This is a genomic window from Veillonella atypica KON (assembly GCF_002959915.1).
In the GTDB taxonomy this organism is placed as follows: domain Bacteria; phylum Bacillota; class Negativicutes; order Veillonellales; family Veillonellaceae; genus Veillonella; species Veillonella atypica.
This window is the reverse complement of the sequence record NZ_PPDE01000011.1, coordinates 14,042-26,225: the sequence shown is the minus strand read 5'-3', so window position 1 is coordinate 26,225 and position 12,184 is coordinate 14,042. Positions and strand designations below refer to the sequence as shown.

16 protein-coding genes are annotated in these 12,184 nt (G+C 39.1%); 15 read left to right on the top strand and 1 reads right to left on the bottom strand.

Annotated features, from left to right (window positions below; translation table 11 throughout):
- The first annotated feature begins 106 nt into the window (after nucleotides 1–106).
- On the top strand, nucleotides 107–634 hold the full coding sequence (locus VAHSUH02_RS09110; RefSeq protein ID WP_005383003.1) for an ECF transporter S component: 528 nt from the start codon (nucleotides 107–109) through the stop codon (nucleotides 632–634).
- Between the two features lie 129 nt (nucleotides 635–763).
- Here VAHSUH02_RS09110 and VAHSUH02_RS09105 read toward each other — a convergent pair whose 3' ends face one another.
- Nucleotides 764–2,089 (bottom strand): FAD-containing oxidoreductase, encoded by a 1,326-nt coding sequence (locus VAHSUH02_RS09105; RefSeq protein ID WP_005383001.1) that lies wholly within the window; start codon nucleotides 2,087–2,089, stop codon nucleotides 764–766.
- A gap of 190 nt (nucleotides 2,090–2,279) precedes the next feature.
- Here VAHSUH02_RS09105 and ylxM point away from each other — a divergent pair, with 190 nt between their 5' ends.
- From ylxM to VAHSUH02_RS09035, 14 genes are all read left to right on the top strand, one after another.
- Nucleotides 2,280–2,603, top strand: coding sequence for a YlxM family DNA-binding protein (gene ylxM / locus VAHSUH02_RS09100; RefSeq protein ID WP_005382996.1), 324 nt, complete (start codon nucleotides 2,280–2,282; stop codon nucleotides 2,601–2,603).
- A 1-nt stretch (nucleotide 2,604) separates the two neighbouring features.
- Nucleotides 2,605–3,957: a signal recognition particle protein gene (gene ffh / locus VAHSUH02_RS09095; protein ID WP_005381771.1), complete on the top strand. Its 1,353-nt coding sequence runs from the start codon at nucleotides 2,605–2,607 to the stop codon at nucleotides 3,955–3,957.
- A 58-nt stretch (nucleotides 3,958–4,015) separates the two neighbouring features.
- Nucleotides 4,016–4,279, top strand: a complete 264-nt coding sequence (gene rpsP, locus VAHSUH02_RS09090) for a 30S ribosomal protein S16 (RefSeq protein WP_005377914.1) — start codon at nucleotides 4,016–4,018, stop codon at nucleotides 4,277–4,279.
- A gap of 21 nt (nucleotides 4,280–4,300) precedes the next feature.
- Nucleotides 4,301–4,528 carry a KH domain-containing protein gene (locus VAHSUH02_RS09085; protein WP_004695567.1) on the top strand — a complete coding sequence of 76 codons (228 nt, stop codon included), beginning with the start codon at nucleotides 4,301–4,303 and terminating at the stop codon, nucleotides 4,526–4,528.
- A gap of 14 nt (nucleotides 4,529–4,542) precedes the next feature.
- Complete coding sequence (locus tag VAHSUH02_RS09080) at nucleotides 4,543–4,950, top strand: YlqD family protein (protein ID WP_005377933.1); 408 nt, start codon at nucleotides 4,543–4,545, stop codon at nucleotides 4,948–4,950.
- Entirely contained in the window at nucleotides 4,950–5,447 is a 498-nt protein-coding gene (rimM, locus tag VAHSUH02_RS09075; RefSeq protein ID WP_005382994.1) for a ribosome maturation factor RimM, read from the top strand. Before VAHSUH02_RS09080 ends, rimM begins: the two co-directional genes overlap by 1 nt.
- A gap of 113 nt (nucleotides 5,448–5,560) precedes the next feature.
- Nucleotides 5,561–6,376: a tRNA (guanosine(37)-N1)-methyltransferase TrmD gene (gene trmD, locus VAHSUH02_RS09070; RefSeq protein WP_005382992.1), complete on the top strand. Its 816-nt coding sequence runs from the start codon at nucleotides 5,561–5,563 to the stop codon at nucleotides 6,374–6,376.
- Entirely contained in the window at nucleotides 6,373–7,419 is a 1,047-nt protein-coding gene (locus VAHSUH02_RS09065; protein ID WP_005382990.1) for a DUF4178 domain-containing protein, read from the top strand. Before trmD ends, VAHSUH02_RS09065 begins: the two co-directional genes overlap by 4 nt.
- A 44-nt stretch (nucleotides 7,420–7,463) precedes the next feature.
- A complete protein-coding gene (locus VAHSUH02_RS09060; protein WP_005382988.1) occupies nucleotides 7,464–8,036 on the top strand; it encodes a hypothetical protein in 573 nt (190 codons plus the stop codon).
- 14 nt (nucleotides 8,037–8,050) lie between these two features.
- On the top strand, nucleotides 8,051–9,358 hold the full coding sequence (locus VAHSUH02_RS09055; protein ID WP_005382987.1) for a glutathionylspermidine synthase family protein: 1,308 nt from the start codon (nucleotides 8,051–8,053) through the stop codon (nucleotides 9,356–9,358).
- Between the two features lie 104 nt (nucleotides 9,359–9,462).
- Nucleotides 9,463–10,533, top strand: coding sequence for a hypothetical protein (locus VAHSUH02_RS09050; RefSeq protein ID WP_005382985.1), 1,071 nt, complete (start codon nucleotides 9,463–9,465; stop codon nucleotides 10,531–10,533).
- A 10-nt stretch (nucleotides 10,534–10,543) separates the two neighbouring features.
- Nucleotides 10,544–10,975 carry a DUF350 domain-containing protein gene (locus VAHSUH02_RS09045; protein ID WP_005382984.1) on the top strand — a complete coding sequence of 144 codons (432 nt, stop codon included), beginning with the start codon at nucleotides 10,544–10,546 and terminating at the stop codon, nucleotides 10,973–10,975.
- Between the two features lie 11 nt (nucleotides 10,976–10,986).
- Nucleotides 10,987–11,547, top strand: coding sequence for a hypothetical protein (locus VAHSUH02_RS09040; RefSeq protein ID WP_005382982.1), 561 nt, complete (start codon nucleotides 10,987–10,989; stop codon nucleotides 11,545–11,547).
- Nucleotides 11,548–11,604: 57 nt separating this feature from the next.
- On the top strand, nucleotides 11,605–12,177 hold the full coding sequence (locus VAHSUH02_RS09035) for an RNA methyltransferase (protein WP_038148738.1): 573 nt from the start codon (nucleotides 11,605–11,607) through the stop codon (nucleotides 12,175–12,177).
- Nucleotides 12,178–12,184 lie beyond the last annotated feature (7 nt).

The following is a 12,184-nucleotide window of genomic DNA, read 5'->3' as shown; positions in this document are numbered from 1 at the left end:
TGTATAGGTGCTTTGTTATTTAATTCCTGCGAAATCGGTGTTTTTAGACTGAGTGAGATTTGTTATACTAAATATAATTATTCAGCTAAAAGAGAGGAACTAGATTATGAAATTAAAAACACGAGATATTGTTTATATTGGCTTTATTGCTGCTTTATGTGCAGTAGCAACTACAATTCGCATTGAAATACCAGGTGGGGCCATGGTTCACTTAGGATCTGCTGCATTATTTACATCATCCATTCTTTTTGGCGGTTTATATGGTGGTTTAGGTGCGGCTATTGGTTCCGCATTATTTGATCTTTTTGGTGGACATACTCAATACATTGTATTCTCTTTCTTTATTAAAGGTATTGCAGGTCTTATTGTAGGTGGTATGACAGCAGGTTACTTGCCACCATCCATTACAAAGCCGACAGCATCCTTTACACGTATTTTGATTGCTCTTATTATTGGTACAATTTGGACTGCATTTGGCTATTTCTTAGCATGGTGGTTTGTTCTTGAAAGTGCAGCCGTAGCAGCTAGCAAAATTCAATACTCCTTAATTACAAGTGCTGCAGGTATTGTGGTGGCTATTATATTGACACCAAAACTACAAAAGGTAGTACGTAGATTATTTACAAAAAACTAATAGAGAATAATTTAAATCGCATCTTATTTCTCTAAATAGTAAAAGGGCGTTTATTAGCATATATATAAGCTAATGAACGCCCTTTTATTTTCATTTTATATCATTTGTTTATTGATTTTGTTTATGGCATTAAAAGTTACAAAGGTCGTTTAGGTTTTCTGCCATGGTAGGATGTGTGAAGATTTGATTTTTGAAGTATGTATATGGAATGTTGTTATCCATAGCCATTTTAATGAGATTAATCAACTCTTCAGCACCTTGAGAATAAAGTGTAGCACCGAGGATTAAATCGTTATCTGCATTTACTACAATTTTAAAAGCACCTTTTAAATAGTCGTTTACATGAGCTCTTGGCATGGTGGCTACGAGCATTTCTTTAGTTTTAACTGTATATCCTTTGTTGATAGCATCTCCTTCTGTGAGACCTACACGCGCCAGTGGCGGTGTTAAGAATGTTGTGTAAGGAATATTTTTGCGATCTTTTAATGTGTATTGGCCATTTCCTGTAAGTGCACCAAATACAATGCGGAAGTCATCGAGAGAAATATACGTAAATTGAGGACCACCGTTTACATCGCCTACTGCATATACGCCAGGAACGGAGCTTTCACACGTATCATTCACTACGATAGCACCGCGTTCGTTAGTAGTGATATCCGTATTTTCTAAACCGATGTTAGCTGTATTTGGTTTGCGACCTGTAGCATATAAAACGGCATCAAATGTATAGTGTTGACCATTTGCAGTAATAACAGGTTTGTTGCCATCATTAGATACAGAGTTTAATGTTATATCGTTAAGAATAGTAATACCTTGCTCAGTCAAGTACTCGTTAGCTAATTCTTGTACGATCGGTTCCTCCCGTTTTAAGATGCTAGATTCAATATTAAATACTGTTACCTTTGCACCTAGTTTAGCGTATAAGCTGGCAAATTCAAGGCCGATAGGACCAGCACCGATAACACCTAGTGTATTTGGTTGAGGCGATAATTGTTGAATTTCTGTGCTGTTATAGAAGCCTGTTGCTGCGCTGATGCCATCAATGTTAGGCTTAATCGCTACAGCACCAGTGTTAATAATAATTGTTTCACCAGATAAGATGATTTTGTCTTCCCCAGCTGTAACGGCGATTTCTTTATTACTAATGAATTCACCATGTCCAGTATATACATCGACATGTTCATTTGTGTCTAACATAGCGAAGTTTTTATTGCGTAAACGAGATGTAACCACCTCGCGTTGGTTTAATACTTGATCGTAAGATAAGCCTTTTGATGCGGCTATAATCATCGTTTTAGTTGGGATACATGCAATATTAATACATGTGCCACCATACATGAGTGGGTTTTCTTCAATCATAGCTACGGCTTTGCCCATGGAGCCCAATTTAGCTGCTAATGTTTTACCGGCTTTGCCGAAACCTAGGACGATAAGATCATAATGTTTGGTATTCATACAATACCTCCTATTTTTTTATATTGAAAATATTAGATATGTTTATTATAACATATTACAGTAGATATAAAAGTAAAATATGAAAATAATTCTCTATAATTTAGATGTTAAGTATTTCTACTTGACACATCTTTTTTTATGCTGTAGTATATGTAAAGTAATATGACTTGACAGTGATGGAGGTGGCGAAATGGAAGAACGAGTACTTATCAGTTTACTCCTTGATTTCTATGGGCCATTGTTGACGGATAAGCAACGCATGTCCTTACAACTTCACCACGAAGATGATATGTCCCTTGGAGAAATTGCTGAGGAGCTTGGCGTATCTAGGCAAGCTGTACATGATAATTTACAGCGTGCACGTCATATTTTGAATGACTATGAATCTAAATTACACTTGGTGGCTCAATATGAGGCACGAGAGCAAGTGATAAATGAATTAAAAGATACGTTGCCAGCGGATGTGCTTTCACAATCGCGGGTACAACAATTATTGACGCAAATGGAGGGATAATATGGCATTCGATAGTTTGTCAGAAAAACTGCAAGACGCCTTTAAATCCTTAAAAGGTAAGGGCAAAATTACAGAAGAAGATGTCAATCTTGCGTTGCGTCAGGTACGAACTGCTCTCTTAGAAGCGGACGTAAACTTTATGGTGGCGAAGGATTTCGTTAAATCCATTAAAGAAAAGGCCCTTGGTGAAGAGGTGTTCGGATCCTTGAACCCAGCTCAAACGGTTATTAAAATCGTTAATGATGAGTTGACAGCTCTCTTAGGTGGTACGCAAAGCCGTATCATGATTTCCAGTAAGCCTCCAACAATTATTATGCTTGTTGGTTTACAAGGTGCTGGTAAAACGACTACGGCTGGTAAATTGGCTGTATACCTTCGTAAACAAGGTAAACATCCAATGCTTGTTGCAGCCGACGTATACCGTCCAGCAGCGATTAAGCAATTGCAAGTAGTAGGTAAGCAAATCGATATCCCTGTATTTGCTGATGAAACACCAGGAGCTAATCCAGTAGATATTGCGCGTCGTGCCGTAGAGCAAAGCACGCATATGCTGAAAGATGTTGTTATCATCGATACAGCAGGTCGTTTGGCTATAGACGAAGTCCTTATGGACGAGTTGTCCAACATTAAAGCTGCTGTTCGACCTCATGAAATTCTACTCGTTGTAGACTCTATGATTGGTCAGGACGCGGTGACGACAGCACAAACGTTTAATGAAAAATTAGGCGTTGACGGTGTTATCCTTACTAAACTCGATGGTGATGCGCGCGGTGGTGCTGCATTATCCATTAAGGCTGTAACTGGTTTGCCAATCAAGTTTACGGGCGTAAGCGAAAAAATGGATGGTTTCGATGTATTCTATCCAGACCGCATGGCTTCTCGTATCCTCGATTTAGGGGATTTCAAAACTCTTATTGAAAGCGTACAAGGCGCTATTGATGAAGAAGAAGCTCGTGAAATGGCGCAAAAAATGGCGAAAAACAATTTCACCTTAGATGATTTCTTGAAACAGATGAATCAGGTGAGAAAGTTAGGACCATTGCAAAATATTATTGGCATGTTACCAGGCATGGGTCAAATTAAGGATCAATTAAAAGACCTTGATTTGAATAGTAAAGAAGTACGTCGCATTGAGGCTATCATCAAATCCATGACGGCTGCAGAACGACAAGATCCAAATATTTTAAATGGTTCTCGTCGTAAGCGTATTGCGATGGGGTCAGGTACACAAGTACAAGACGTCAATCGCTTATTAAAACAATTCGAAGAAGCGCGGAAGATGATGAAGCGTTTACAAGGATTGCGTGGCGGTAAGGGTGGCTTCCCTGGAATGCCAAAATTACCGTTTATGTAATACATGGACAGGGGCGCTGAACCTGTCCAGCACATCATTATAAGGAGGTGAATCCCACATGTTAAAAATTCGTTTGACTCGTTTAGGTGCTAAAAAAGCTCCTTTCTACCGTATCGTAGTTGCTGACTCACGTGCTCCACGTGAAGGTCGTCCTGTTGACACAATTGGTCAATATGATGCTACTAAACAACCAGCTATCGTTAATGTAGACGAAGAAAAAGCTTTGGCTTGGTTAGCTAAAGGTGCTCAGCCTACTGACACTGTTCGCTCCTTGTTCAAAAAACAAGGCGTTATGCAAAAATTTGCAGACGCTAAAAAGTAATTAATAGAGAGGCATACTGTGATGATAGAATTAATTTCATTAATTGCGAAATCATTAGTGAAGCAGCCTGATGCCGTTTCTGTTACCATGGTCCAAAAGGGCAATGTTGAGGTCTATGAACTTCATGTAGCTCCAGAGGATATGGGTAAAGTCATCGGAAAACAAGGTCGAATTGCAAAAGCAATTCGCTCTGTGGTGAAAGCGGCGGCTATTAAAGAGAACAAAAAGATATCTGTTGATATTGTCTAAAAGGGAGTGTTCCAATGGAAGAAATGACATTACGTGTCCCTGTAGCAGTAAAAGCAAAAGTAACAGAAGATTTGAAAGCGAAAATTGTATCCGATCTTGAAACTCGCCTTGATATGGTGAATAAAGATTTGGAAGCAATTGAGTTTCAAGCTCAACGTATTTTAGCTGATGCAGCTAAAGTTGATGCGACAAGTCTTACTGCAATTCGTCAACAAATCGACGAAGAGAAAAATAAACGCTTGGCTTTCAAAGAAGAAGTAACAGCTAAATTGAAAGACGCTCAAGAATTGACATTGGGGACTGAAATTCCTCAAGGTACATTAGAGCAAACAGTTACCGTTAAAATCGGGGATAATTTGGATGCCATGATGGGCGCTGAAATCCTATTAGAAGACGGTAAAATCGTTGCGTTTCGTCAATAATGAAGCCTAACGATTTCATCACTATAGGTGTTATCATCGCCCCGCACGGCGTGCGGGGTGATCTTCGTATTATGCCTAGAACCGATTTTCCAGAACGGTTCATGCATATGGATGCCTGTTACATCGATGGTAAAGAATACCACGTTGCATCCGCACGATTTCATAAACAATTCGTATTAGCTTCGTTTAAGGAAATTCCTGATCGCAACGCGGCTGAATTATTCTCTAAGAAAGAGATTCAAGTACGTCGTGAAGATTTGGTAGAATTACCAGAAGGCCGTTACTATATCTTTGATATGATTGGCCTTGAGGTGCAAGATACAAAGGGCAATGTACTTGGTACATTGACGGATGTATTACAACCGGGAGCTAATGATGTATATGTGGTTTCCAAAGAAGGGGAACCAGATCAATTATTTGCGGCCATTGATGATGTTATCATTGACATCGATATGGACAAACGCATGATGATCGTTGATCCGCCTGAGTGGGTATAATCCATTTAGGCGGTTTTTTATATCTATTTATAGGTGTCTTATGATAGAATTAATTATAAGATAGCTATATATAGATATATGATAATAATAAGTGTATTCGGGGGAGGCCTGTTGTGAAAATAGATATTATATCCTTGTTTCCAGAGTTTTTTGATGCCTTCTTTAGTCATTCCATCATAAAACGAGCTATAGAGGCGGGACGGCTAGATATGGCTGTGACGAATCCGCGCGATTTTAGTCATAATAAACATGGACAAGTGGATGATACACCGTATGGTGGTGGGGCCGGCATGCTCATGATGGCGCCTCCTATTTTTGAGGCTGTAGAATCTGTTGTCTCTAACTATGATAGTGCTATTAATGGTGCCTACGAAACGGATGAGATGTGTGATGAGATGAGCCTCATTGGTAATCCTAGTGAAAGTATACGTCGTCGCATTGTATTTATGGGTCCTACGGGTCAACCTTTCACACAGGAAAAGGCTAGAGAACTAGCAACTTATGATCAACTGATTCTCGTATGTGGCCATTATGAAGGTGTTGACTATCGTGTAGAGGAGCATCTAGTAGATGAAACCATTTCCATTGGTGACTATGTGTTAACAGGTGGCGAGTTGCCTGCTATGGTCGTTGCTGATGCGGTGGCTCGTATGATTCCTGGCGTATTAGGGGCTGCTAGTGGGGCCCAAGAGGATTCATTTTATGAGCCCCTTTTAGAATGTCCGCAATATACAAAGCCTCCAGAATTCAGAGGATGGGTTGTTCCTGACGTATTGCGTAGCGGTCATCATAAAAACATTGCTACGTGGCGACAAAAGGAAGCACTAAAACGGACACGATTGTTGCGTCCTGATTTATTGGAACGACCATTAACAAAAGAGGAAATTAAACTTTTAAAAGAAATTGTTGAAGAAGAGTCTAGGCTATGAATTTTAAGTGTTATGATGTTGTAGAGATTCAGGGAAAGCGATACGTAGTTACTGAAGTTATCTCCTATCAAGAATTCATCATAGAAAAGACAGTGAATTATACTCTTAATGATGAAATGTATAATAATGAATTAGGTACTCATAAAGGGGCTAAGAATTGGACCGAATATGGTCTTATGCCAGTGGATGGTGAAGATAAAAAATGGCTCACCATTGTAAATGGAGAAAAAGACTATTGTACCTTTTCAGAGACTGTTTTACGTTCAACGCCGCCTAAAGGATATAAACTGTACGATAAAGGCTTACAACGCGTCATGTCTGTTGAGGGTGAAAGTAAAGCTAGAAGCGGTGATAAGGCCGATTATAAAGAATATAGATCAATTAAAAAGGATAAAACCAATGTATTCTTTATTGAGGACTGGCATGGTGGTTTGATGGATCAGGCTCAAGGTGAGCGGATTCGTTTGGCTGATGTACATCGACGGCGAGATCAGGCTGCTCAAGCAGTGAGTAAAAAGATTCGTAATGCAGCTCGCAGAAAAGAATGGACACGATTGGGTCTGAGTTGGGGAATCATTTTATTCTTTTTGGGTTATTTATTCGTAGGAGATATGACTTGGCATGAATTGCGTGATGAAGTGGGATTCCCCTATACCATGGAGGAGCGAATTAAGGATTCCTATTATTATGAACCGCAGGGTACAAAAGACGGTTTGATGGTATATACGTCTAAGCAAGATCCTAATGCAACGGCTATCGACCTTATCGATGCTGTGTATGGCAAGGTTTATACCATTAAACAAGATACTAAGTCTCCTGAGCGATGGATTGTTATTTATACGACTAAAGAGGTATCTGTTATTAGTGTGGTTAATGGCACTACGTATGTTGAAGTGGGGCAATTAAAAAACTTGTCAGATTCGGAGAATACACGCATAGCGACTATTAGAAATGACAGTGAAATATTGTTACGATATGCGTATATGGTGGAATTAAAGAATAAGCAGGGACGTAAGACGTTATCAAATATAATAAAAGATTGAGATAGTATTGATTTCAGTTACGAAATCAAACGAAGGAATATTATATGTATGAACCAAGTAAGAATACTGTTTACATAGCCATAGCCTTTACATCTATAGCAGCTCTTGTAGGTGTTTATTCCTATTGGGATGATATTAGTTATGCTTTGTGTGATGTGGTCAAACCAGAATCGAATAATGGTGAAGTACGGCTCATAGATGATGAAGGTAAAAGCTATACCTTGATTAATCATGGTGATGGAAAAGAAACGGCACTTTATGATGATGCTGAGAAGTCTGTTACCTTTCATCGTGATGAGAAGGGTGATATTATATGGGATGCAGGCTTAGCCAGTTTGATTCCAACTTTGGCGGTAGGTTACTATGCATTTCATGGTTTTTCAGCTCCAACGGCATATATGGATGCACCTAGTATGACCTATCGCGCTACATCACCTCTTACCCCTTTTGATGCAAGTACAGGCGCTAGTAAATCTAATAGTGCAAGAGTGGCTAGAACTATTAATGAAATGACTAGAAATCGTTACAATACTAAAACGAGTAATCGAGCACATAGAATTGGTGAAAAGTATGGCTTTGGTAGTGTAGGGGCTCGAACTTCGAGCGGTGCCTCTTAATGAAAGGATGAACAATGAAATCCTATATTGATGAGCTTGATAGAAATATATTTAATTTCGTGGAATATGAAGGATATGATGATCGGTATCCTTCCTTGTCTATGCAGGCCTTTTCATCCGACTTTTACGATGAAATTCGCCATGCTTCGCGTAGATTATTTCAAATATTTTGTAAAGCTGCAAAAGTATTTCAGATGGCACCAGATGACTTTGCTCGAAATATGGATATGCCAGACAATTTAATTCCTTACTTACATAAGTCGAATGCCTTAGGGTTGCCGACGTGGTTATCTCGTTTTGATTTTGTTCTCGATGTAAATGGCAATTTGCGGATGGTAGAACTTAATGCAGATACGCCATGTTTTCTTATTGAAAGCTATTATGCCAATGAAGTGGCAGCTAATTATGTAGGACGAAAACATCCTAATATAGAATGCCGAAAAGAATTACATACATTTTTAAAGCGCATGTATGACGCTGTTTTATCTGCTAAGTATGGTAGAAACCAATATGACTCTATGCGGGCAAATAGAGAGAGCCTACCTAAGGATCCCTTTGTATTCTCTTGTTTTCATGATTATTTTGAAGATTATGGAACAACACAGTTTCTTATGAATGAGCTAAAAACAGCCTGTCCTGAGGCAGACACGCGATTCATATCCTTTTATGATATGAAGATTGATGATGAGGGCATTCCTTTAGAAGATGGTAGTCATGCGACTCTATTATATCGATTGCATCCTATGGAACTTTTGATTGATGAACAAACACCTGATAATGAACCTTTGGGTGAGATGTTCTTAGATTTGTACGAGGATGATACATTCGCACTTTTTAATCCGCCAGAGTCAATTATTTTACAAAATAAATCCTTTATGTCCTTAGTATATGCATTGTATTTAACAGATCAATTTTATACGAAACCGGATCGGGATATCATCGAGCGTTATTTGGCACCATCCTATTTTGAAAATGATTTTTCAGCTCTTGATGATGGTCTTTATATTCAAAAGGAAATTTGGGGCCGTGAAGGAAGGCATGTACAAGTTGTTCAAAAGCGTGGTGATACATCTGAGCTTTACATGGAAAAGTTAGTTGATAACTATGACGATATCGTTTGTCGCGATAGTAAAAAGGTGATGTATCAAGACTTTATACAGCAGAAACGTTTTACTCATACAGTGGATTGTGGAGTGAAAGATGGATTTTTAACCTTATCCTGTTTTATGCTTGGCGATCAAGCCTCCGCGGTAGGATGCCGTTTTTCTCCGGAAGAGATAGCTGGTACAGAAGCATATTTTGTACCATTACTAATAGAGTAAGAGAAATACTATGTAATTTTTGACCATATAGAGTATGGTTAAACGAAGGATAATAGGTGTACTTCGTAGTGGTCGTGGTTATGTCTACTTTAGAGAGGGTGCGTATGGAGTTTAATTGTTATGATGTCTTAGAGGTTCATGGCAGCCGTTATGTAATCACTGAGAAAATTAAATATATAGAGATTATTCCAAAAGCAGATAAGGAACAATCCTATAGGGGCCAGCCGTCTATGACCAAATCACCTGGTGATTATTGGCATGAATATGGACTAGAGGCTGTTGAGGGAATCGATAAAATATGGTTAACCATTGAGTATAATGATAATGAATGGTGTACCGTATCTAGAACATCCTTTCATACGCGGCCGGGGAAAGATTTTACATTACATCAAATCGGTTTAGAAAAGGTTGTCGATGTGGATGGTGAAAGTGGTGCCTCCGTAGGGGACCGCGCAGGATATCGAGAATATCAGCTACCTTGTGAAGGTGGTGCTAGTGTATTCTTTGAAGAAGAGTGGTTTGAAGGTAAAAAAATGTTTGCCGAAGGATCACGAGTGCCCTTGGTGAACATTCGTCTTTGTAATGATGCAGCCGCTCAAGCTATTAACCAAAAAATGCGTAACAAATCAATGAAAAAGAGGTTTGGATCTATTGCTGTTGGCGTAGGGTATGGTGTACTATTTTTACTATTTTTATTTTGGTCGGACAATGATTTGTCTTGGCATAGTATACGCGCTATGTTTGGGGTGCCTTACACGGTAAAAGAACATATGCATGACACATCTGTATATTATACAAAAACAGATTCGGATAGCGACTATGTATACACGTCTACACTAGATCCTGTTAGTACCGCATTAGATTTGATTGATTCTGTGAATGGTGATATTAAGAATGAGCGGGATAACTTAGAAGAGGGACATGAAGTTATTGTATTTTATTCTGGGGACTTGGTGTATCTCATCACTAATACGGATGGACAAACTAGGGTTAAGGTATGTGAACAATCAAAATTAACACAAGAGGATTGGAAAATTATTGATCGTACATTAATCAGCTCTCATATACTCGATAACTATGCGACCATGGTTCGACTAGGGGATAATACGGGACGCGAACGATTGTATCCTACCAGCAACTCTAACAACACATCCAATACAAAATTATATTATTAGGAGGCTTATTATGATTTATATACCAGATGTATTATTGACAATTTTTTATGCTTGTTTTGGCATTATACTGATGTTAACGGCGAATACGGTTATCGATTTCTTCGTGCCTGGAAAATTTAGTGAAGAAATTAAGCGTGGTAACTGTGCTGTGGCGTGGCTTTCAGCGGGATCATTTATCGGTATCGGTGAAATTTTGCGCGCTGTTATTATGTCACCCGCCGTGACTATGGCTGATACGTCCCTGTTACACGGCATTGTAGCCAGTGTTGTATACGCTGTGCTAGGTATTATACTATTTGTAACGGGCTATATGTTTATCAATATTTGGCATCGTAAATATAAATTATCCGAAGAAATTATGCGTGGTAATACAGCGGCTGGTATTCTTGTATTTGGCATTTTCGTTGGTCTTGCTCTTGTTATTAGCGGTGCTGTGCACTAAGGGAGCGTTTTATGTATAAGCCAAGTAAGAAAACCATATACCTTACAGGCGCTTTTGCCGCAGTTGCTGGTCTTGTAGGTGTGTATTCATACTGGAATGATATCTCCTATGCTGTGTGTGATAAGGTTTATCCAGAGGCAAATGAGGGGGAGGTTCGATTAAAGGATAGTCAAGGTAATCGGTATTCTCTTTTAAACCATGGCGATGGAAAAGAAACCGCCTTGTATGACGATAATCGTTCAGTTACCTTTCACCGTGATAATGGTGGAAACTTAGTGTGGGATGCTGGTTTGGCAAGTTTGTTACCAACTATTGCAGCTGGGTATTATATGTTTCATGGGTTTAATCCTCCTACGGCACGTATGGATGGACGAACTATGACATATCGCGCGGTATCGCCATTAAAACCGTATGAACAACCTAATGAATATACGTCATCAGGATCAATTATACATGGCTATGGAGGTGGAAGAACCTTTCGTAGTTATGAGAATAATAGAAGTAAGAAAGCATCATCTATAGGGCAAAAGTCTGGATTTGGCAGTGCTGGTGCACGGTCTAGTGCTTCATAATGGATGCGATGATACTATATGTTGATGGAAGTTGTTTAGAAATTAGGAGATTTAGCATTGGCAAATTTATATATTGGGCTCGTTCATTATCCGATTATGAATAAGCATAAAGAGGTAATAACGACGGCCATTACCAATTATGATATTCACGATATTGCACGCGCATCTATTACCTATGATGTATCTAAATATTTTGTGATTCATAATATACCGGCTCAACGAGAGTTAGCGGCTACTATTATGGAACATTGGAAATCTGGTTTTGGTAGTACCTATAATCCAGATAGAAAAGATGCTTTCACAGGCGTTGAACTCGTTAATTCTATCGCTGTGGCAGTGCGTACTATCGAGGAACTGGAAGGGGTAAAACCTATCGTGGCAACTACCGATGCTAGAACTTATGATAATACAATTTCCTATGCACGGATGCGTGAACACCTTGAAAATGAGGGCCGCCCTGTGTTAGTATTATTTGGTACCGGTTATGGTATGACAAAAGAAACGATGGAAAGCTTTGACTATATTTTAGAACCTATATATGGCCATGGTGAATACAATCATTTATCTGTGCGTAGTGCCGTTTCAATCATCTTAGATCGATTGCGGGGCGAAGCATGGTGGAATAAATAGGAGGCGT

Excerpts from the sequence above, each read along its gene's own strand:
- VAHSUH02_RS09110 (WP_005383003.1), top strand. The coding sequence starts at position 107 with ATGAAATTAAAAACACGAGATATTGTTTATATTGGCTTTATTGCTGCT.
- VAHSUH02_RS09105 (WP_005383001.1), bottom strand. The coding sequence starts at position 2,089 with ATGAATACCAAACATTATGATCTTATCGTCCTAGGTTTCGGCAAAGCC.
- ylxM (WP_005382996.1), top strand. The coding sequence starts at position 2,280 with ATGGAAGAACGAGTACTTATCAGTTTACTCCTTGATTTCTATGGGCCA.
- ffh (WP_005381771.1), top strand. The coding sequence starts at position 2,605 with ATGGCATTCGATAGTTTGTCAGAAAAACTGCAAGACGCCTTTAAATCC.
- rpsP (WP_005377914.1), top strand. The coding sequence starts at position 4,016 with ATGTTAAAAATTCGTTTGACTCGTTTAGGTGCTAAAAAAGCTCCTTTC.
- VAHSUH02_RS09085 (WP_004695567.1), top strand. The coding sequence starts at position 4,301 with ATGATAGAATTAATTTCATTAATTGCGAAATCATTAGTGAAGCAGCCT.
- VAHSUH02_RS09080 (WP_005377933.1), top strand. The coding sequence starts at position 4,543 with ATGGAAGAAATGACATTACGTGTCCCTGTAGCAGTAAAAGCAAAAGTA.
- rimM (WP_005382994.1), top strand. The coding sequence starts at position 4,950 with ATGAAGCCTAACGATTTCATCACTATAGGTGTTATCATCGCCCCGCAC.
- VAHSUH02_RS09065 (WP_005382990.1), top strand. The coding sequence starts at position 6,373 with ATGAATTTTAAGTGTTATGATGTTGTAGAGATTCAGGGAAAGCGATAC.
- VAHSUH02_RS09060 (WP_005382988.1), top strand. The coding sequence starts at position 7,464 with ATGTATGAACCAAGTAAGAATACTGTTTACATAGCCATAGCCTTTACA.
- VAHSUH02_RS09055 (WP_005382987.1), top strand. The coding sequence starts at position 8,051 with ATGAAATCCTATATTGATGAGCTTGATAGAAATATATTTAATTTCGTG.
- VAHSUH02_RS09050 (WP_005382985.1), top strand. The coding sequence starts at position 9,463 with ATGGAGTTTAATTGTTATGATGTCTTAGAGGTTCATGGCAGCCGTTAT.
- VAHSUH02_RS09045 (WP_005382984.1), top strand. The coding sequence starts at position 10,544 with ATGATTTATATACCAGATGTATTATTGACAATTTTTTATGCTTGTTTT.
- VAHSUH02_RS09040 (WP_005382982.1), top strand. The coding sequence starts at position 10,987 with ATGTATAAGCCAAGTAAGAAAACCATATACCTTACAGGCGCTTTTGCC.